The sequence below is a fragment of the Nocardioides alcanivorans genome (genome assembly GCF_021555175.1).
Lineage (GTDB): Bacteria > Actinomycetota > Actinomycetes > Propionibacteriales > Nocardioidaceae > Nocardioides > Nocardioides alcanivorans.
This window is the reverse complement of the sequence record NZ_JAKGRW010000002.1, coordinates 58,829-78,754: the sequence shown is the minus strand read 5'-3', so window position 1 is coordinate 78,754 and position 19,926 is coordinate 58,829. Positions and strand designations below refer to the sequence as shown.

15 protein-coding genes and 2 pseudogenes are annotated in these 19,926 nt (G+C 66.6%); 3 read left to right on the top strand and 14 right to left on the bottom strand.

Annotated elements, in window-relative coordinates:
• Positions 1-507: 507 nt before the first annotated feature.
• Positions 508-1,074: pseudogene (locus tag L1066_RS00505) on the top strand (IS630 family transposase); the annotation flags it as partial.
• 9 nt (positions 1,075-1,083) lie between these two features.
• A complete protein-coding gene (locus tag L1066_RS00500; protein WP_235734417.1) occupies positions 1,084-2,013 on the top strand; it encodes a hypothetical protein in 930 nt (309 codons plus the stop codon).
• Between the two features lie 165 nt (positions 2,014-2,178).
• Here L1066_RS00500 and L1066_RS00495 read toward each other — a convergent pair whose 3' ends face one another.
• The 7 genes and pseudogenes from L1066_RS00495 to hutH form a co-directional block, all read right to left on the bottom strand.
• Entirely contained in the window at positions 2,179-2,766 is a 588-nt protein-coding gene (locus tag L1066_RS00495) for a tyrosine-type recombinase/integrase (RefSeq protein ID WP_235734416.1), read from the bottom strand.
• A gap of 159 nt (positions 2,767-2,925) precedes the next feature.
• On the bottom strand, positions 2,926-3,159 hold the full coding sequence (locus tag L1066_RS00490; RefSeq protein ID WP_235734415.1) for a hypothetical protein: 234 nt from the start codon (positions 3,157-3,159) through the stop codon (positions 2,926-2,928).
• Between the two features lie 288 nt (positions 3,160-3,447).
• Positions 3,448-4,645, bottom strand: a pseudogene (gene hutI / locus L1066_RS00485) (imidazolonepropionase).
• Positions 4,642-5,925, bottom strand: a complete 1,284-nt coding sequence (locus tag L1066_RS00480; RefSeq protein ID WP_235734414.1) for a formimidoylglutamate deiminase — start codon at positions 5,923-5,925, stop codon at positions 4,642-4,644. The pseudogene hutI and the gene L1066_RS00480 overlap by 4 nt, the downstream one beginning before the upstream one ends.
• Entirely contained in the window at positions 5,922-7,145 is a 1,224-nt protein-coding gene (locus L1066_RS00475) for an allantoate amidohydrolase (RefSeq protein ID WP_235734413.1), read from the bottom strand. Before L1066_RS00475 ends, L1066_RS00480 begins: the two co-directional genes overlap by 4 nt.
• Positions 7,146-7,147: 2 nt before the next feature.
• On the bottom strand, positions 7,148-8,803 hold the full coding sequence (gene hutU, locus L1066_RS00470) for a urocanate hydratase (RefSeq protein WP_235734412.1): 1,656 nt from the start codon (positions 8,801-8,803) through the stop codon (positions 7,148-7,150).
• Positions 8,800-10,359 carry a histidine ammonia-lyase gene (gene hutH / locus L1066_RS00465; protein WP_235734411.1) on the bottom strand — a complete coding sequence of 520 codons (1,560 nt, stop codon included), beginning with the start codon at positions 10,357-10,359 and terminating at the stop codon, positions 8,800-8,802. Before hutH ends, hutU begins: the two co-directional genes overlap by 4 nt.
• A 63-nt stretch (positions 10,360-10,422) precedes the next feature.
• On the opposite strand from hutH, the gene L1066_RS00460 reads away from it, so the two are divergent.
• Positions 10,423-11,205 carry an IclR family transcriptional regulator gene (locus tag L1066_RS00460; protein ID WP_312006637.1) on the top strand — a complete coding sequence of 261 codons (783 nt, stop codon included), beginning with the start codon at positions 10,423-10,425 and terminating at the stop codon, positions 11,203-11,205.
• A 37-nt stretch (positions 11,206-11,242) separates the two neighbouring features.
• Here L1066_RS00460 and L1066_RS00455 read toward each other — a convergent pair whose 3' ends face one another.
• The 7 genes from L1066_RS00455 to L1066_RS00425 all read right to left on the bottom strand — a co-directional run bounded on the left by L1066_RS00455 (position 11,243) and on the right by L1066_RS00425 (position 19,883).
• On the bottom strand, positions 11,243-12,121 hold the full coding sequence (locus L1066_RS00455) for an ABC transporter permease (RefSeq protein ID WP_235734579.1): 879 nt from the start codon (positions 12,119-12,121) through the stop codon (positions 11,243-11,245).
• Between the two features lie 109 nt (positions 12,122-12,230).
• On the bottom strand, positions 12,231-13,799 hold the full coding sequence (locus L1066_RS00450) for an ATP-binding cassette domain-containing protein (protein ID WP_235734409.1): 1,569 nt from the start codon (positions 13,797-13,799) through the stop codon (positions 12,231-12,233).
• A 1-nt stretch (position 13,800) separates the two neighbouring features.
• Complete coding sequence (locus L1066_RS00445) at positions 13,801-14,862, bottom strand: sugar ABC transporter substrate-binding protein (protein WP_235734408.1); 1,062 nt, start codon at positions 14,860-14,862, stop codon at positions 13,801-13,803.
• Between the two features lie 11 nt (positions 14,863-14,873).
• The gene (locus tag L1066_RS00440) at positions 14,874-16,454 is read right to left on the bottom strand and encodes a hydantoinase/oxoprolinase N-terminal domain-containing protein (RefSeq protein ID WP_235734407.1); all 1,581 of its coding nucleotides are present in this window, start codon (positions 16,452-16,454) and stop codon (positions 14,874-14,876) included.
• Positions 16,451-17,539 carry an S-methyl thiohydantoin desulfurase family protein gene (locus L1066_RS00435; RefSeq protein WP_235734406.1) on the bottom strand — a complete coding sequence of 363 codons (1,089 nt, stop codon included), beginning with the start codon at positions 17,537-17,539 and terminating at the stop codon, positions 16,451-16,453. Before L1066_RS00435 ends, L1066_RS00440 begins: the two co-directional genes overlap by 4 nt.
• A 310-nt stretch (positions 17,540-17,849) precedes the next feature.
• Positions 17,850-19,105, bottom strand: a protein-coding gene (locus L1066_RS00430) for an IS3 family transposase (protein WP_235734405.1) whose coding sequence is annotated in 2 segments (ribosomal slippage) — positions 17,850-18,820 and positions 18,820-19,105 — 1,257 coding nt in all. Because the reading frame shifts where the segments join, the coding sequence is not laid out codon by codon here.
• 85 nt (positions 19,106-19,190) lie between these two features.
• Complete coding sequence (locus L1066_RS00425) at positions 19,191-19,883, bottom strand: aspartate/glutamate racemase family protein (RefSeq protein WP_235734404.1); 693 nt, start codon at positions 19,881-19,883, stop codon at positions 19,191-19,193.
• Positions 19,884-19,926: the final 43 nt, after the last annotated feature.

The following is a 19,926-nucleotide window of genomic DNA, read 5'->3' as shown; positions in this document are numbered from 1 at the left end:
CACGCTCCGGACCACTTGGCCGACGACGAACCGACCCGCACGCTGGCCCGGATGACCAGCGGCGGGACCAGCCCGGGACGCTTCCCACGTTCACCACACACCGATCGGCGGGGTCGGTGCCCAACTTTGCCCCTGCGGCATCGCCACGAGTACGCCGCAGACATTCCTCGTGGCCTCCCTACCGGCGACTTCACCCGACATAGGAGTCGCCCCGCCCGATCACGATCGGACGGGCGTGCGCCGCACCCCGGCCCATATCCACCAGATTGGAGCCGGCGTATCTCTTGAGAGGCTTTACACGCTGGTTTCTCACGTACACCTTCCCGCCTTGCTAGGCAGACCCGGATCGTCTGGCAGTGCCGACCCGTCCTGTCGTTGTCAGGGCTGCTCCCACCCTTACCGGCGTCTCCCGGTTCGGGCTGCCCTCAGCTTCCCCAGCCTGCTGCGACAGACCAGAGATGGAGTCCTTTCACCTCCATTCGGTAATGCGGCGCCTCGTGGCGCACGAAGTCCCAGATCCAGGCCCTCGACCGAACGGTCCCGATCCTGCCCATGCAAGAAGGACGGATCGAACGACGCTCACACGACTACTACCGACACGGCACCACGACCCTGTTCGCCGCCCTCGACATCGCCACAGGGCGAGTGACTGGCGCATTGAAGCCCAGGCACCGCAACCAGGAATTCTTGGCGTTCCTCAAACAGATCGAACGGGCCTACCGCAACGTCACCGACGACGAAGGCGTCCCGATCGAACTGCATCTCGTGATGGACAACTACGCCGCCCATAAGCACTCGAACGTGAAGACCTGGCTGGCCCAGAACCCGCGGTTCAAGGTCCACTTCACGCCCACGCACGCGTCGTGGATGAACCTCGTCGAGGTCTTCTTCAGCATCGTCGAACGCCAGGCCATCCGCCGTGGCGTCTTCAAGTCCGTCAAAGACCTCAACACCAAGATCCGTGCGTTCCTCGACGGCTGGAACGACCACTGCCATCCCTTCGTCTGGACCAAGACCGCTGAAGAGATCCTCAAGAAGGCCAACCGTCCAACAACTTCAAATCCGCGCCACTAGATTGTGGCTATGCAGATTGAATCGGCTTGGACCGAGAACCCGGTGACACTCCTCCAGCAGCGCGTGTTGGTATCGATGTCAGATGACGAGATCGTTGAGGCAGTGACCGTCGCCGGGAAACTCGGGACTACACCTCAGGAGGTTGGGCACGCCTTCGACGTTCTGTCTCAAAAGGGCCTAGTGCAGAAGTTTAGCGCCTCTCTAGCCGCCACCTTCACAGAGGAGGCAAGCTGCACGCCCTCCGGCAAGTCCCTCGTTGCCACTTGGGAGGCTCAGAGGACTCCGGCGCGGATCAAGCAGTCCTGTACTGGTGCCATGCTGTCATGGCTCGCCGCGCACGAAGGGGAGCGAATCCTCAGCACTGAGGAGTTCGAGGGAGACGTACGGGCTCACTTCTTCGGCGTTCCGTTTTCGCTAGAGGTGCTGGCCGAGAGCGCTCGGGAGTTGGAGGTCCTCGACTTGATCAAGGGTGCAAAGACTTGGGGAGGTCCGGTCCTGCGTCCTTCAATTACCTCCTCTGGAAGAGTGGTCGCTGTACATCATGGAGGCGATCTAGTGGCTTGGGAGGTCAGCAAGGTGAGCGGCGGAAGCACGTTCAACATCACCAACTCAACCGGAGTCGCGGTTGCCAACAACTCACCTGGCGCAACACAGACAGTCACTGTCACGCAGGAGGGCGCGCGAGCAGCAGAAACCTTGGCGATCGCGCTGGAGCGTCTCCTCAAGAACGACCAACTGACGCTCGAGCCTTTGGACCTCGTCAATGCCTACGCCACGTCAGGCGAACTCCTAGAGGAGGCTCGATCCTCCGCCCCGGACCCCTCACGACTGCGCGGCCTGGTCGAAGCAGTCAAGGTGATCGGGGTCAATGCGGCAGGCTCCGCGACGGGGTCCGGACTCATCATGATGGCGGATCAGGCGCTAACCGCTCTGGGCTAATTCATGCTCTTGTGGCCTGCTCGAGCTGAGCTGGACTCTCCCATGCCGCCCTGAGGAAGGTTCGGTCCTTTGCGTCGCACCCCCGTCGAGCACCTGGACCGAGTCTGGCCAGACACCGATCCTGCAGTCGAGTGTCTAGTAGCCGCAGATGACGCGGCCCGCTCCTCACGCCTCGTCGGCGAAGCGGCACTGGTCGAGGTGGAAGTCGATCCGGTCGGCCACGTGGGTGTCGGTGCCGGGGAGCGCGTAGGAGTACTCCAGCAAGGTGGTGGCAGCATCCGCGTGACCGAGACGCATCTGGGCATCCAGAATCCGGCCGTCGCGCACCAAAGTGGTGGCCACGGAATGCCGGAAGCGGTGCAGGGTCGCGTCGGGAACACCTGCCTCGTCACGGATCCGGACGAAGCGGTGGCCGAGCACCTCCGCGCCCAGCCGGCGCTGATGGGCCAGGTCGGCGGTGAAGACCCACGGTCCCCAGCCCGGGTTCGCCCCGCTGGTTTGCTGGTCCTGCCAGCGTCGCTGCCAGCTCTGGGCCAACTGGTGCCACAGGTCCACAGTGTGGGTGCCCAACGTGAGTGCCCAACCCCGGTCGGACTTGGGGGTGGTGACCACTCCACCAGAGATCGCCCGGTCGACGTGGAGGACGCGTCCGTCAAGGTCGGGGTACCTCAGCCCTGCCAACTCACCCCGCCGTGCTCCGGAATCCGCCGCCAGCCGGATCAGCAGCAGGTCCTGTTCGGCTCGGTGCACCACCGCCCAGGACTGCCCCGGAGCGTGGTCGGCGTGAGCCTCGAGGAGCCGGACCTCAGCCGCAGTTAGCAGGGCACCGACGCGGCGTCCGGCAACGGGCGACGAGGCGCCACTCGCGCCGGGCCGCGCATGCCCTGCAGTGGATGGAGCGGCAGGATCCGCTCACCCCACGCCCACGACAACGCCGCACACAGCACCCAGAACCGGCCAGCTGTGGAGTGAGGCCGGCAGCACGTCGCTGCGCGAATCGTCGGCCAGGAACCGGGCCACGGAGCGGTAACCCACCCAGGTCGACGGCTTCCAATTGCGGTCAGCTTCCAGCCACGCCCGGAGCAGCCGGGCCAGGTTCGGATGGGCTGCCGACGGCAACCGTGCGGCGGCGTCCTCGGCCAGCACCCGGTCGCGATACCGCTCGGCATCGGCCGCCGTGCCGTGGACGGTGAAGGACCGCTGCCGCGGCGCCCGCGAGACCGGATCGCGACCGACCGTGATCCGTCGGGGACCGCGCGGCCAAAGTTGCCGGCCCCACCGATCACGGTGACGCTCCCCGCTTCGGCGTCGAACTCGACACCGAAGCGGGGAGCGAGGGCGGCGACGGCGGCCCTGTCGGACACGCCCTCGACGAGGATGGTGATGGGTTTGGGCAGGTGCCCATTGTCGTCGACGTCCACCGCGCCGCTGCGCTCAGGCTCGGGTGCCCTCTTCCGCCCGAGCGAGCGATTCATCGTTTCCGTGCGTGACTGAGTGCACTACCGGAACCCCAGGCCGGTAGGCGAGATGGAGATGTGACGGCGCGTCCAGCACCGCGAGGTCAGCGCGGGCACCGACCGAGAGCCGGCCGACGTCGGTGCGCCCCAGGGCGAGCGCGCCGCCTGCCGTGGCTGACCACAGCGCCTCGGCCGGGGTCAGTCCCATGTCGCGCACGGCCACCGCGATACAGAACGGTATCGAGGAGGTGTACGACGAGCCCGGGTTGCAGTCGCTCGCGAGGGCGACCGTGACGCCCGCGTCGCGCAGCCGGCGCCCGTCCGGGTACGGCGATCGGGTGCTGAACTCGACGCCAGGCAGCAGGGTCGCGACCGTGCCGGCGTCGGCGAGCGCCGCGACGTCGGCGTCGTCGAGGTAGGTGCAGTGGTCGACAGCGACCAGTCCGAGCTCGCAGGCCAGCTGCACCCCCGGCCCGTGCCCGAGCTGGTTGGCGTGCAGGCGTCCCTTGAGCCCGGCGGCCCGGCCGGCAGCGAGGATCGCCCGCGCCTGGTCGACGTCGAAGGCCCCGCGCTCGCAGAACACGTCGATCCACCGGGCGTGCGGGGCGGCCCCAGCGAGCATCGGCCCGGTCACGAGGTCGACGTACCCGGCGACGTCATCGGCGTACTCGGGCGAGACAACGTGCGCGCCAAGGAAGGTGACCTCCTCGGTGAACGCGCGAGCCACCGCCAGTGACCGCACTTCGTCGTCGACCGTGAGGCCGTAGCCGCTCTTGATCTCGACCGTCGTGGTGCCCTGCCGACGCATCTCGGCCACCAGACGGGCGACGTTCGCACTCAGCTGCTCGTCGCTCGCAGCGCGGGTCGCGCCGACGGTGGTCCGGATGCCGCCGGCGGCGTACGACTCCCAGCCATCCGGGCCGCGAACTCAGCGGCCCGGTCCCCGCGAAGACCAGGTGGCTGTGGCTGTCAACGAAACCGGGCACGACCGCACGACCCTCGAGGTCGCGCACCTCGTCTGCCCCTGGTGCGTCGTGGCGGCGGCCGACCCACGCGACGACGCCGTCCTCGACCACCAGCGCGGCGTCGTGGACCACCCCGAGTGCCGTGCCGTCGCCGAGCGCCGTGTCGTTGGTGACCAGCTCACTGATGCCGACCAGCAAGCGCGCCGTCATCGCAGCTCCCCTACGACGTCGGCGCCGGTCGCTGCGAAGACGACGGACTCCGGCGTGGCAGAGGTGCCACGCAGCCTCCACGACTCCAGGCCGAGCACCCGCAGGTCGGCATGCTGCCCGACGGCGATCCGGCCGGCGTCGGCGAAACCGAGCGAAGCATGGCCGGTGGTCGTTGCCGCGGCGAGCAGCTCGGCAGCACTCCAGTGCCCACGCTGCTGGGTGTGTAGCCGCTCGTGCATCTCCACCCCTCGCATCTCCTCGAACAGGTCGATCACCGCATGGCTGTCCGACCCGAGCGTGAGCCGCGCGCCGGTGTCGTGCAGGGCCCGCGACGGACCGATCCCGTCGGCCAGGTCGCGCTCGGTGGTAGGGCAGAAGCAGACGTGGGCACGCGCATCGCCGATCAGACTGATGTCGGTGGCCGTCAGGTGGGTCGCGTGCACGAGTGTGGTGTCCGGTCCGAGCACGCCCTCCTCGGCGAGCAGCTGGGTCGGCGTCAGCCCGTACGCCGCCACGCAGGCCTCGTTCTCCGCGACCTGCTCGGAGAGGTGCACGTGCAGCGGACGCCCAGCCGCGACCTCGGCGACGACGCCGAGCGCCTTGCGTGGAACCGCGCGAACCGAGTGGATCGCGACCCCGACCCGGTCGTCGTCGAACGCAGCAACGCGGTCCGCCCACCGGGTCGCGTCGCCGTCGCTAAACCGGACCTGGGCGCCCTCCGGCGCAGCACCGATGCCGGCGGCGAGATAGCAGGTGTCGAGCAGACGGATCCGGATGCCGGCGTCGTCAGCTGCCGCCAGCAGCGCCCGGCCCATCGCGTTCGGGTCGTCGTATGGAGTGCCGTCGGGTTGGTGGTGCAGGTAGTGGAACTCCCCAACCGCGCCGATCCCGGTGGCAACCATCTCGGCGTACGTCTGCCGGGCGAGCTCGTAGTAGCTGTCCGGGGTGAGCCGCGCGGCGACGGCGTACATCTGCTCGCGCCAGGTCCAGAACGTGCCGCGGTCGGTCTGGGTGCGACCGCGCAGGGCCCGGTGGAAGGCGTGCGAGTGGCAGTTCGCCAGCGCCGGGAGCGTCAGGCCCGCGACGCGTTCGACCGGGTCCGAGCGGCCGTCGGGACCGGTGCCGGACTCGGTGCACACCAGCTCCGTCGTCACATGGGTGATCACGCTGTCCTCGATCCCGACTAGGACCTCGGGCAGGACTTTGTCACCGACGAGCGCATACTCGAGCAGGTGCTCGGTGCCTGCGGAGGGCGGGATGCGCCCGTCTCGAAGGGTCATCGCGCCAACTCCGCCAATGCGTCCGCCAGCACCTCGACGCCGGTCAGGCAGTCGTCGATGCCGGCGTGCTCGGCGGGCGAGTGCGAGACGCCGGTGGGGTTGCGGACGAAGAGCATCGCGGACGGGATGCCGGCTGTCGCGAGCACCCCGGCGTCGTGGCCGGCCGCCGTCGGAATCACCGGGCGACCGCCTCCGAGGGCAGCGAGCCGTGCCGTCAGCGTCGCGTCGAAGTGCACCGCCGGTGCGACCGACTCTGCGGTGACGGTGAGCGCGGTGCCGTCGCGAGTGGCCCGCTCCTGCCCCTGCTTCTCGACCGCGGCGACCAGCTGCGCCAAGGTGGCGTCGGATTCGCAGCGCGCGTCGAGCCACCCGGTCACCCGGTCGGGTACGGCGTTGGTGGCGTTCGGGCTGACCTCGATCCGGCCGAACGTCGCGCGGCCGGTGTCGCTGCCACCGTCGGTCAGCAACCGGGCCTGCTTGTTCGCGGCGAGCGCCGTCATCGCGTAGGTGAGCATCGGGTCGTGCCGGTCCGCCATCGCGGTGGCACCGGCGTGGTTGGCCTCGCCGGTGAAGTCGAACCGGTATCGACCGTGCGGCCAGATCGCCGACGCCAGACCGACGGGGACCTCGCGGTGCACCAGATCACGACCCTGCTCGACGTGCAGCTCCAGGTAGCAGCCGACGTCACGCAGCAACGGACTCGGCCCCAGCTCCGGCTCGAGCCCGGCAGCGAGCATGGCGTCCTCGAGCCGGACCCCGTCCCGGTCCGTCAGCGCCCGAGCCCGCTCGGGGTCGAGAGCGCCCGCGGCCAGCTGGGAGCCGAGACAGGCGATCGAGAACCGCGAACCCTCCTCCTCGGCGAAGGCGGCGACACCGACCGTGCGGCTCGGCACGACGCAGCGCTCGCGAAGCAGGTCGATCGCGGCGAAGGCGGAAACCACGCCCAGCGGCCCGTCGTAGGCACCTCCGTCCAGGACGGAGTCCAGGTGCGAGCCGGTCAGCACCCGGGGCAGCGACGGGTCGCTGCCGTCCCACCACCCCACGGTGTTGGCGTTGCCGTCCTGCTCGACGCGCAGGCCGCGGGCGGCGCACTGCTCGAGGAACCAGGCATGGCACTCACGCTCGGCGCTCCCGAACGGCTGGCGGAAGTAGCCGCCCGAGGACGCGGAGCGACCGACGGGGGCGAGCGCCGCCCACATCTGCTCGAAGCCGTCGATCACCGTCAGCCCTCTGCCATCGGGATGCGGACGCCGCGCTCGGCCGCGACCTCGTCGGCGCGGCCGTAGCCGGCGTCGGCGTGCCGGATCACGCCCATGCCCGGGTCGTTGGTGAGCACTCGCTCGATCTTCTCCGCGGCCAGCTCGGTGCCGTCGGCGACACACACCTGACCCGCATGGATCGACCGTCCCATGCCGACCCCTCCGCCGTGGTGGATCGACACCCAAGTGGCACCGGACGCGGTGTTCACCAGGGCGTTCAGCAGGGCCCAGTCGGCGATCGCGTCGGAGCCGTCGAGCATCGCCTCGGTCTCGCGGTAGGGCGAGGCCACCGACCCGCAGTCGAGGTGGTCGCGACCGATCACGATCGGGGCCTTGAGCTCACCGGAAGCCACCATCTCGTTGAACTTCAGGCCGGCCAGGTGCCGCTCGCCGTACCCGAGCCAGCAGATCCGCGCCGGCAGCCCCTGGAACTGCACCCGCTCCTGCGCCATCCGGATCCACTTGTGCAGCCGGGCGTTGTCGGGGAACAGCTCGAGGATCGCCTCGTCGGTCTTGCGGATGTCCTCCGAGTCGCCCGACAGGGCCGCCCAGCGAAACGGTCCCCGGCCCTCGCAGAACAGCGGCCGGATGTACGCCGGCACGAAACCGGGGAACTCGAACGCGCGGTCGTAGCCACCCTTGCGGGCCTCGTCGCGAATCGAGTTGCCGTAGTCGAAGACCTCCGCACCGGCATCGGCGAACTCGACCATCGCGCGCACGTGCGCCGCCATCGAGGCCTGCGCCTGCTTGGTGAAGCCCTCGGGGTCGCGCGCGGCCGCGTCGTGCCAGTCGTCGAACGCGACGCCGGCCGGCAGGTAGGAGAGCGGGTCGTGCGCCGAGGTCTGGTCGGTGACGATGTCGATCGGCGCACCGGAGGCCAGCAGCGCCGGGAAATCGACGGCGGCGTTGCCCAGGACGCCGATGGACAGGGCCTTGCGGGTGTCGCGCGCCTCGACAGCCAGCTGCACTGCGTGCTCGAGCGAGTCCGCCTGGACGTTGAGGTAGCGGTGCTCGATGCGCCGGGTGATCCGGGACTGGTCGACGTCGATGCAGATAGCGACGCCTTCGTTCATCGTCACCGCGAGCGGCTGCGCGCCGCCCATGCCCCCGAGACCGGCGGTCAGGGTGATGGTGCCGGCGAGCGTCCCGCCGAACGACTTGTCGGCGATCGCGGCGAACGTCTCGAAGGTGCCCTGCAGGATCCCCTGCGTGCCGATGTAGATCCACGAGCCCGCGGTCATCTGACCATACATCGTCAGCCCGAGGTCTTCGAGCCGCCGGAACTCCTCCCAGTTGGCCCAGTCGCCGACGAGGTTCGAGTTTGCGATCAGGACTCGTGGCGCCCACGGGCTCGTCCGCATCACGCCGACGGGCTTGCCGCTCTGGACGAGCATCGTCTCGTCGTCGCCGAGCGTGGTCAGCGTGCGGACGAGGGCGTCGTACGCCTCCCAGCTCCGCGCGGCCTTGCCGGTGCCGCCGTAGACGACCAGGTCCTCGGGGCGCTCGGCGTTCTCCGGGTCGAGGTTGTTCATCAGCATCCGCAGCGGTGCTTCGGTCTGCCAGGAGCGGGCCGTCAGCGTGGCGCCGTGCGCGGCATGAATGGGGAGGCGGTCGTTCACTGAAGTTCTCCGATCGTGTCTTCTACTGCTGCCAGGACGGCTCCGCTGCGGACGAGCTCGACGCACATCTCAATCTCCGGCGACAGGTGCCGGTCCGGGCCCGGACCCTCGATGCCGCTCTCGCGAAGCAGTCGCACGACGGCACCGGTCGCCGGCGAGGGCTGCAGCGGCGCCCGGAGGTCGAGCGCCCGTGCCGCCGTCAGCAGCTCGATCGCCAGCACCCGGGTGAGCCCGTCGACCGAGCGGCGCAGCTTCCGGGCCGCCGACCACCCCATCGAGACGTGGTCCTCCTGCATCGCCGAGGACGGGATCGAGTCGACACTGGCCGGAGCCGCGAGCCGCTTGAGCTCGGAGACCACAGCGGCCTGGGTGTATTGGGCGATCATGTGCCCGCTGTCCACGCCGGGGTCGTCGGCGAGGAACGGCGGCAGGCCGTGGTTGCGCGCCTTGTCGAGGAACCGGTCCGTACGCCGCTCGCTGATCGAGGCGACATCGGCCGCGACGATCGCCGCAAAGTCGAGGACGTAGGCCACCGGGGCGCCGTGGAAGTTCCCGTTCGACTCGACCCGGCCTTCGCCGCCAGGTGTGCCCAGGACGACCGGGTTGTCAACCGCCGACTCCAGCTCCCGCGACGCGACCAGCCGACAGTGCGTCAGGGTGTCGCGCGCGGCGCCATGCACCTGAGGCGAGCACCGCAACGAGTAGGCGTCCTGGACCCGGTGACAGTCCGGTCCACGGTGCGACGCGACAACGCCGCTGTCCGCCAGCAGTGCAACCAGGTTGGCGGCCGAGTCCGCCTGTCCGGGGTGCGGGCGCAGGCTCTGCAGCTCGGCCGCGAAGACGCGATCAGTGCCGAGCTGGCCCTCCACCGACATGGCGGCCGCGATGTCCGCGGTCCGCAGCAGCAGGTCGAGGTCGGTCAGCGCCATCACCAGCATCGCGAGCATGCCGTCAGTGCCGTTGATCAGCGCCAGGCCCTCCTTCGGACCGAGCTCGACCGGGGCCAGGGCGGCTGCGGCCAACGCCCGGGCCGCGGGCAGCCGGGTGCCTTCGGAGTCCCGCACCCAGCCCTCGCCGATCAGCGCGAGGGCGCAGTGTGAGAGCGGCGCCAGGTCGCCGGAGCAGCCGAGCGAGCCATACTCGTGGACGACTGGGGTGAGGCCTGCGCTCAGCATCGCGGCCATCAGCTCGGCAGTCTCCAGCCGGATGCCTGTGTGGCCGGTCGCCAGCGTCGAGAGCCGCAGCAGCATGAGGCCGCGGACGACCTCTCGCTCGACCTCGGTCCCGGAGCCGGCCGCGTGCGAGCGCACCAATGACTTCTGCAGCTGGGCGCGCATCTCGGTCGGGATGTGCCGGGTCGCCAGCGCTCCGAATCCCGTGGAGATCCCATACACGGGAGTCTCACTCGCGGCAAGCCTCTCCACGATCTCGCGCCCGTGGTTGATTGCGTCCACCGCATCCGGAGCCAGCTGGACGCCGTAGCCCCGGCGAGCGACAGCCGAAAGCTCGGCGAACCCAACCGGTCCTACCCCAACTTGAATTGCGTTGTTGTCCATAGCTCTAGCGAACGCTGTTGGGATCGCTCGCGCTACCGGACGCTCCCCAAAAGAGTCTCAGATATGAGATTCATCTACCCTGTGAGCATGGGCCAAATGCCAGCCGCGACGAACGCCTTGCGTGTGCTCCGTTTTTTGGCATCGCAGCCAGACCCTGTTCCGCTGAGCCGGATCACCCAAGCGTGTGCACTTCCAAGGTCGAGCGCCTACCACCTGATGAACACCATGATCGAAGAGGGCTTCATCACTCATCTTGTTGATGAGCAACGGTATGGACTGGGGGTCGCCGCCTTCGAGGTCGGCAGCGGATACAGCCGTCAAGCGCCCCTTCAACGATTGGCTCGTCGACCCCTGGCTTCTCTGGCTGACGCGGTTGGCGAATCCGCCCATCTGGCAGTTCCTCACGGGCGGGACGTCCTCTACGTGATCGAGGAGCGTGCCCCGGGTCGACCACCGCTTGTGACCGACGTAGGCGTACGACTTCCTGCACATCTCACAGCCAGTGGACGAGCCATTCTCGCCGGACTCCCTGCAGCTCAGGTGCGCGCCCTCTATCCCGACCGGCAGTCCTTCGTCGAGAGACACGGCAACGGTCTCCGTTCGCTGAGCGCGCTTCGCATAGTTCTGGCCGAGACCCGCCAACGCGGATTCGCCATCGAGGATGGCGCAATCACGCCGGGGCTGGCTTCAGTAGCCGTGCCGATACTCGACCACAACGGCCTGCCACTGGCCGCAGTAGCGATCACGTACTCATCCGAAGCGGGGCCTGATCTGCACGCGCTCGTTGCCAGGGTCAAGCGCACCGCATCGGAGGTCACGCGGCGCGTCGGCGGAAGCTCAATCTAGCCTTCAGAGAAGGCATGGCTTCCTTGGTGTGACTTCGTCAGGCTTCTCGGCGGGCCTTGTCGACCGCAACTGCGATCAGCAGGGTCGCTCCCTGGACTGCGCCGATCCAGAACTGAGGCATCCCGCTGAGTAGGAGCATATTGGTTAGAAGCCCGAGGAATACAACGCCGAGGACCGTGCCGAAGAGCGATCCTTGGCCGCCTGAGAATCGGGTTCCGCCAAGCAGCACGGCGGTCAGTGCAAGGAACTCGTTCCCGAGACCTGCGCCAGGATCCGCAGCACCCAGATTTCCCACGAGCATGAGGCCGGCGATGCCCGCACAGAGTGCCGAGATTCCGTAGCAAGCGATCGTGACGAGACCGACTCGGACCCCGACCAGACGGGCCGCTTCCCTGTTGCTTCCGACGGCGTACACGTTTCGTCCGAAGACAGTCAGGTTCAAAACCACCCACAGGATGGCGAACACGATGACCGCCAGGACAACTTGGTTTCGCACGCCGAAGGTCGCCCCGTACGCGAGGGAGTCGAGCGCGGGGCTGGTCAGTGACTTCGATGAACCATCGAGGATGACCCGGAGGAGGCTCGGAAGGATCGTGAAGGTCGCCAGGGTGACGATGAAAAAGTTCATCTTCAACTTGGTGATCAGGAGCCCGTGAATGACGACGCCGATGAAAGCGGACACGGCGAGCGCCCCGACGATGACGAGACCGTCGTTCCAGTGCCATCCGACAAGTAGGTAAACCACCCCGCCGGTGAAGCCCTGAACCGCCCCGGTCGACAGATCGAAGCCAACCTGCAGGACCACAAGCGTCTGTCCGAATGCCATGATCGCAATCGCCGAGTACGCCGAGAGCTGAATCATCAGGTAGTTGCCATCGCGCATGGCGGGGATGAAGGCCAAGGCTCCGGCGAACATCAGCGCCACGACTCCTAGGAACATCCCCTGCTGCCGCAGAGCGACTCCACGGCGCCTCGGAGGTGCAGAGTGCGGATGTGACGCGACCACCGAAGGTTTCGTTGCAACGTCAGACATGTGAAGCTCCCTCAGTAGTGGACTCGAAGTCAGGGTCGGAGTGGTGGGCGCCGAGTGAGACTGCCAGGACGTCGTCTGCGGTGATCTCGTCGCGGTGGCCCTGCAGCACGATTTCGCCATCGCGCAGGACGACGATCCGGTCCGCGAGATCAAAGAGTTCGTCGAACTCACTGCAGACGGCGACGACGGCAGCGCCGCGGGAAGCTGCTTCGAACAGCCCGTCATGGATGATTTGGCGGGCTTCGCGATCGACGCCTTGCGTCGGCTCGTCGACCACAACCACTTCGGGGCCCCACGAGAGTGCGCGTGCGATGACCAGCTTCTGCTGGTTGCCACCGGAGAACAGGGCTCCTGGACGATCAGGCTCTGCCGGACGAACATCGAACTGTTCCATCAGCTGTAGAGCGTTGGCGCGCTCGGCTCGTCGTCTTCTGAACGGACCCCGGTGCAAATTGGCATCACGCCGACCGAGGATCATGTTCTGCGCGGCAGTCTGATTCGCCATCATCGCGCAGCCCTGGCGGTCCTCGGGTACGTACGCAACTCCGTGTGCCTTCGCAGAAGTCACACTCCCGAGACGGATCTCGCGGCCGTTGACCTGCACCTGACCCTCAGCCGAGTAGGCACCGCCGAGGATCGCCGCAAGACGCGAGCGCCCGCTTCCGCTTTGACCCGCGATGCCGACGATCTCGCCACTGCGCACAGACAGGCTGTCGATGTTGAGGCCTCGGAGCCCGCGAATGTTCATGGCTTGCAGGACGACGTCAGTAGGAGCCGTACGCTCAGTTGCAGCGCGCGGCTTTGCCTCGCTCGACATGAGCGTGAGGATCTCGTGCTGGCTGTGACTCGCTGCAGCACCGTTGTAGACAGCGTTGCCGGCTGCTAGAGCGACGATGTTGTCTGCAAGTTCGAGGACGTCGCGCAGTCGGTGTGACACGATCACCACTGATCGCCCCCTGTCGATCAGTCGGCGGATGAGCCGATGGAGAGCCTCGACGCCATCCTCGTCCAAGACTGCAGTCGGCTCGTCGAGGAGCAGCAACTCGGGCTCTTTGGCAATTGCTGCGGCGATCTGAATCAACTGCAGGGTCGATTTGCTCAGCGTCGACGCAGGCGCATCCAGAATCGATGCTGGGAGGAGGCCGTCGATCGCATCGGTTGCGAGCACCCGCGCATGGCGATCCCGCAAGAAGCCTCTCTGGCTCGCATCGCTTCGACCGAGCATGATGTTCTGCCAGACAGCGAGGTGCCCAGCTACTGTCGGTTCCTGCGGCACGAGCGCAATGCCCTCCGCCAAGGCCGTCGGGACGTTGGCCACGCGTCCGCCATGTGGCCCTACTATCCCGCCGTCCGTGGGGTTGAGGGCGCCGGCCAGCACCTTCAACAAAGTGGACTTGCCCGAACCGTTGGCTCCGACAATCGCTGTGACCTTGCCTCGTGCGAGGTCAAAGCTGACGCGGTTCAGAGCTGTCGTCTCCCCGAACTGCATGATGACGTCGCGAATCGCGGCCGCCGGGGCGCTGGGCCCCAGCACGCCGTCCAACAGGTGCGCTGAACTCATTTCAGAAGCCCGACGGGATCTTCACATAGCGGAAACGCTCAGCGGCCGGAACGTACTCGTCGGCGTTCTCCTCGGTGTAGAGCTTTCCGAGAGGAGCGTCGATGATCTTGTTCTCAAGCGTCTTGCCCTGAACGACGTCCGCAGCCAGGGGCCCGAAGGTGGTGCCGTACGCGTAGCCGTTGAAGTCGTACGCGACGGCGAGCTGGCCGCTCTTCAGCTGGTCGATGTTTGCATCCTCACCACCTAGCGTCCCGATGACGACGTCAGTCCGACCGAGCTGGCGCGCGGCCGCGATCGCGCCCGTTGCAGAGTTCGCGTTGAACACCATCAGTGCCTTCAGCTCGGGGTACTGCTGGAGGAGTGCAGTTGCAATCTCCTGGGCACCGGGAGCGTCGTCCTGCAGGTTGCGCTGCTCCTCCGAGTCACCGACGAGTGTCATGCCGGCGGCCTCTAGACCCTCCTCCGCTGCTTGAACAGCGTCGTCGATGTTCTGTGTCGCAACCCCGGAGATGACGGCCGCCTCGCCCGATCCCCCCGCAGCTTCGGCGAGAGCCTCGGCGGCCTCCTTGCCGCGAGCGGCGTCGGGCCATCGGAGTGCACCGTCGACATCTGGGAGATCACGGTTGGCTTCGATGGTGAAGATGGGAATCCCTGCGTTGCGCGCAGCATCGATCCCGGGCTTGGCGCCAGCACCTGCCGACGGAAACAGGATGATCGCGTCGACCTTCTGCGCGATGCCCTCAGTGATCCGCTGGTTGCCGGCAGCGAGATCGAACTGGTTATTGGCATTGACCTGGAATACGCGAGCGAAGTCAGCGCCTTGTGCGCTCAACGATGCATGGAGCCCCTGCGCGATTCCGTCGATCAGCGGGTTGCCAGGAACGGCGTCGACGTACAAGATCTTCTTGCCCTTGAGTGGACCGTCTGGAGCCTTGGTGGGCGCGGCGAGGGTGTTCGAATCGGATGCGGACGAGCCGTTGCCCGTCGATCCCGTGGAACAGGCTGCCATCATCGCGGTGGCGGCCAACGCGGCCAGTGTGGCCATCAACTTTCGAGCACGCATTCTTACTCCTCCTATTTCTTCGGGCTTTGGTCTTCGGAAGGACCGGAACCAGCCGAGGTGGCTGGTCCCACTGCCTTGACCACAACCCGAGTGGCGGCGTTCGGCATGTATGCGAGTGGGATCTCGACCAACTCGACGATCCGCACTAGTTCCCGAGCTGCTCCGGCGGCCACCGCAAGCTCTCGCGCTTCAGTTCGCGCTTGTTCGAGGCACTCCTCACGGCTCGACTCGTCGAAGGCGAAGACGCGGTCGATAGTGCCTTGAGCTTCTGCGACGGCGGCGCCGATGGCATTGGCGACCGTGGCGTGCTCGAACCGAAGCACTTCGCTCGCACCTGCGATCTCGTCTGCGATCAGGTGCGCCCCACCGCCGACAGCGATGACCGGGAGGTTCACTCGTGCGACCTTGATGCGATCGATGTTGGTGGCAATTTGGGCGTCAACCCAGCCGCTAACTGCGTCCACGAGTGATCCAGACATTGCGTCTGCAAGGTTTGGGTCGCCGATTTGGGCGCGGCCTGCCCCGACGGAGACGTCGGTCAACGTGGCCGTGGCTCCCCCGAAGACCAAGGCTTCGGTCACTAGGCGGTGTCCGACGCTATCGGGGCCGATCTGGTCGGCTGCCTTGACCACCGTCCCGCCGCCGAGCGCGATGGAGATGAGGTCCGGCATCCGGTAGTTCGTGCGGACCCCACCGATGTCAACTGCGAGCGCGGAGGCCCGCGGGAATCCATCGACAAGGAGACCGAAGTCCGTAGAGGTACCTCCGACGTCAACGACGATGGCGTCCTTGAGCCCCGAGAGGTGAGCGGCGCCGCGCATGGAATTCGTCGGTCCCGAAGCAATGGTGAGGATCGGCTTCTGCAGCGCGTCCTTGGCCGCCAGCAGCGTCCCGTCGTTCTGCGTGAGGTAACTACGAGCCTCGATGCCCAACCCGGCAAGAGCGCGATCCAATCCTTCGACAACCTCCCGACCGACGCTGGTCAGAGCGGAGTTCAGAATTGCCGAGTTCTCACGCTCGAGAAGGCCGAGACCTCCCACTTGATGACCAAGGGTCACCAGGGCGTCGTCGCCCAGAATGCCCGCCACGATCGCTCTGGCGCGAAGCTCATGCGCCGGGTTCGCAGGCGAGCTCACGCCTGTGATTGCGATGGCCTCAACCACCCCTTGGCAGGAGCGCGCAAAGGTCGCTACCGCGTCCTCATCGAGAGGACCGATCTCCGTGCCGTCGTACTCATGTCCGCCGCCAATGACCTCGACGGGTCCGCACACCGCATCCTTCAGGTCAGCTGGCCAGCCGGCAAAGGGAGCGATCGAGGTCGTGGCCGGCGCAGCGAGTCGCAAGGCGCCGACACGCGTGAGACCGATTCGCCGGACGATCGCATTCAGGGGGTGCGTACTTCCCAGGACGACGCACTCGATCGCCTCACGAGGAATCGTCTCGAGCAGTTGTGCAAGAACCGTGGTGATCCCATCGAACGGGTCGGGAGTCGTCGCAGTCTTGTGCCAAGCGAGGACCCCTCCCTTGCCATCGATTGCTGCGGCATCGGTGTGGGTTCCCCCGACGTCGATGCCAACGCGGAGGCCGGTCATGCGTGAACACCGAACGGCACGTAGTCCAGGTTGTACCCGAACGCACGCGGGCCAGCGAGCTCGAGTCCATCAGGAAGGAGCCATCGCTCTGCAGCGGGGAGTGCGAGCACATGTACCCGCTGCCCGTACCGGAGCGACTCCGTGGTCATCGGCGTCGCCGTCTCGATGTCGATCATGCTGATCAGGTCGGGGACCGTGACCACCGCGCGATCTCCCTCGAATGCAATCAGGTTCTCGTTCTGTATCTGGATGGTCATGAGCCGGGTTGGGTCCTCAAGGTGTTCGAGGGTGGCGACAGCTCTGGCCCACCCATCAGTCGTATTGCGAATCAGGTCAGTGACGGTGCCGGTGAAGACCACGTGCGCGTCCGCGAAGTCGAGGAAGGTCTTGAGAGCCTTCGGCACGCCGTCGCGGATCGCGCGGATGCGTCGGCCGAGTTCCAAGGCGTACTTGAGCGAACCCGTAGCGCCGTAGTCGGCGCACTGGCGACCACTCATCGGGTAGCTCGCGATGACGGCGTTCATCCCCATCTCCGTTACGGACGATCGAACGAATCGCTCGCTCATAGCGTTGTCGATGCAATCGAACGAAACGCAGTTGCCATAGACATCGGCCATCGCAATCGGCGTGGAGGAGACACCACCCAGCGTGAAGAGCGTTTGCTCTAGCCGTGGGAAGGCCCGGCGCATCCCGTCCGAGTCCACACACGGAAGCCCGAGCTCGGCCGCCACGACCAGGGGAAACAAGGCATTGAGCCCGCCGCTCTCCAAAGCGACGACTGCGGACGGAGAGACGCCGAGGCGTTGACTCAGGCTCCGCAGGACGATCTCGAACTCGCAGCCGTTCGGAAACTTCTCGACGACCACCGTTGGGGCCCCGACCATGGCGATCGGAAAGACCGCTGCATCCGGGTCGAGGCTGTCGGGATGCACCACACTGACAGGCCCGCACTTCTCGATTGCTTGCCGCAACATCAACATAGCGACGTGCGGGTCTCCTCCGCCGCCGGCACCCAGGACCACCGCGCCAAGAGCGAGGTCCTCGATGTCATCGACTCCGATGGTGTACATCACGTTTTCCGTCACAAGAGGAGGAAACCGCCGTTCATGGCCCTACGTCACTGGGCGCGGCGCGGATGTTTGTGGCCCTGACTGGGCGCTGTGCATGGTCGCCCAAAGTGTTTGCGCCGAAGCGTCTCAGTGTTCCTATGTTGCATTGGTCCGACCCCGCGATCAGCCAGGTAGCTCGCGCGCGTAGGCACGAGCGGCAGCACGAGGGTCTCGTCCTGGCCCAGGGCAGCGCTGCGCTCGGCACGATCCAGCCCGACGGGGTCTGCGGTCCGCACCGATCAAAGATGGCTCGCTTGACGAGGCTGAATCGCACTGGGTTTCGTTCCTATGCGTTCCCTTGGACAGCGAGTGCTGGCCGGGATGATTCTTGGGCAGCGTAGTACGCGGCCTCGACCTCGAGCGGGGTGCGCATGTCGAGCTCCCCGTGAAGGCGTTGGTTGTTCCACCACCACACGTACTCCAGCGTCGCGAGCTCGACCTGCTCGATCGTGCGCCACGGCCCGCGCCGTCTGATGAGTTCGGTCTTGTAGAGCCCGTTGACGGCCTCGGCCAGCGCGTTATCGAAGGAGTCGCCGACGGTGCCCGTGGAGGGCTTCGCGCCGAGTTCGCCGATTCGGTCGGTGTAGACGATCGAGAGGTAGTTCGAGCCGTGGTCGGCGTGATGGACCAGCCCGGTCAGATCGACCGCGCCCTCGCGCTTTGCGTCCCACGCGGCCATGTCGAGCGCCTGCAAGGGGAGGATGTCGGCCTTCAACGTCGCGGCGACGTTCCACCCGACGATCCGGCGTGAGTAGACGTCGGTCACGAACGCCACGTAGGCGAACCCCGACCAGGTCGCGACGTAGGTGATGTCGGCAACCCATAGCCGCCGCGGCGCGGGCGCGTGGAAGCGCCGTTGGACCAAGTCGGCCGGCTTCACCGCCGCCGGATCCGGCTTCGTGGTGAACACCTTCTTCGACCGCTTCACCCCACGAACGTCGGCGAGTTTCATCAGCCGAGCGGTCTGATCGCGACCGATCTCCCAGCCCTGGCGTCGCATCAGGGCGTGCATCTTCCGGACCCCGTAGACGCCGTAGTTCTCGACGTGCAACCGGGCGATCTCCGGCACCAGCAACTCGTCCTTCAACGACCGCGCCGACGGGGCTCTGGTCTTCGCGGCCCGGTAGCCACGGGAGGTGATGAACCCACGAACTGCCGGACGCAGCACCCGGCAGATGGCCTCGACCCCGAACTGATCCTTGTGCTCGTCGATGTAGCGGATCATCTCGTCGTGGGGCGGTCGAGTTCCTTGGCGAAAAACACTGAGGCGGACTTCAAGATCTCGTTCGCCCTGCGGAGCTCGGCTACCTCACGCTTGAGGCGCTTGATCTCCTCCGCCTCATCCGTCGTGGTCCCGGGCCGCTTCCCGGCGTCGACCTCAGCACGGTGGACCCACAGCCGCAGGGTCTCGACGTTCATCCCCAGCAACCCCGCGACGTGCCGCAACGCTGCCGTCTCGTGCGGGTGCTCCGGGCGGACCTCAGCGACCATCCGCACTGCCCGCTCACGCATCTCGTTCGTATACCTGGCCATCGTTCCCATCCTGACTGATCAAGCGGAACGAAACCCAGTGCGATTCAGGCCACCGCACACCTCCGTTACGGAAGGCGAACCTTCTCAGGCGGAGTCATGTAGGTCGCACGACTTGCCCGCAGGCCGAGGCGAACCTGCGTCTCCAGCCAATTGACTGCTGCGCCGGTCGGGTCGACGACGGGTACGAACGGCCCGCTGCTCGCGAGCTTCCCTGGAGGTTTGCCGCCACTTGGACCATGCCTGTGCAACCCAAGACGATGACGTCTGCACGATCTGACTCGATCGCTTCTTGCGCGGCGACGTAGAGACGGTCAACGAGGATGTCGTGGTCATCGAGAGCAAGCACCGGAATGTCGACAACTCGGATGTTCGAGTTGATCCGGGACTCAAGGCCATACCGACGTGTGAGTCCGTGGAGCATCGGAACGACGTTGGGCAAAACCGTGATGATGGTTACGCGTTCGCCCAGGCTCAGAGCGGTCAGGATGGATGGCTCGAATCCGCCGACAACAGGGATGTCGACGAGTTCGCGCGCTGCGTGGACTCCAGGGTCACCGAAGCAGGTGATGAAGACCGCGTCCGCTCCACCTTCGGCCGCCTCGGCGACCCGCTGGAGGATTGGCGGAGCCGCGAGGGCCTCGTCGTACTCGCACTCGACGCTGGCGGGGCCGCTGCTCAGGTAGACCACATCGATCTTGGTGCCTTGGCTCACGAACTCTTCGATCTCCGTCCGAGTTCCGTCGACGAACACATCCATCGAGCTCGGAATGATGACACTCAACTTCACAGCAGTCCTCCTTGTAGGGGCGTGGGGAGATCGTAGGGACGAA

Coding starts and splice junctions, on each gene's coding strand:
- L1066_RS00450 (WP_235734409.1), bottom strand. CDS start 13,799: ATGAGTTCAGCGCACCTGTTGGACGGCGTGCTGGGGCCCAGCGCCCCG.
- L1066_RS00480 (WP_235734414.1), bottom strand. CDS start 5,925: ATGACCCTTCGAGACGGGCGCATCCCGCCCTCCGCAGGCACCGAGCAC.
- L1066_RS00455 (WP_235734579.1), bottom strand. CDS start 12,121: ATGTTCGCCGGAGCCTTGGCCTTCATCCCCGCCATGCGCGATGGCAAC.
- L1066_RS00445 (WP_235734408.1), bottom strand. CDS start 14,862: ATGCGTGCTCGAAAGTTGATGGCCACACTGGCCGCGTTGGCCGCCACC.
- L1066_RS00440 (WP_235734407.1), bottom strand. CDS start 16,454: ATGACCGGCCTCCGCGTTGGCATCGACGTCGGGGGAACCCACACCGAT.
- L1066_RS00500 (WP_235734417.1), top strand. CDS start 1,084: ATGCAGATTGAATCGGCTTGGACCGAGAACCCGGTGACACTCCTCCAG.
- L1066_RS00460 (WP_312006637.1), top strand. CDS start 10,423: ATGAGATTCATCTACCCTGTGAGCATGGGCCAAATGCCAGCCGCGACG.
- hutH (WP_235734411.1), bottom strand. CDS start 10,359: ATGGACAACAACGCAATTCAAGTTGGGGTAGGACCGGTTGGGTTCGCC.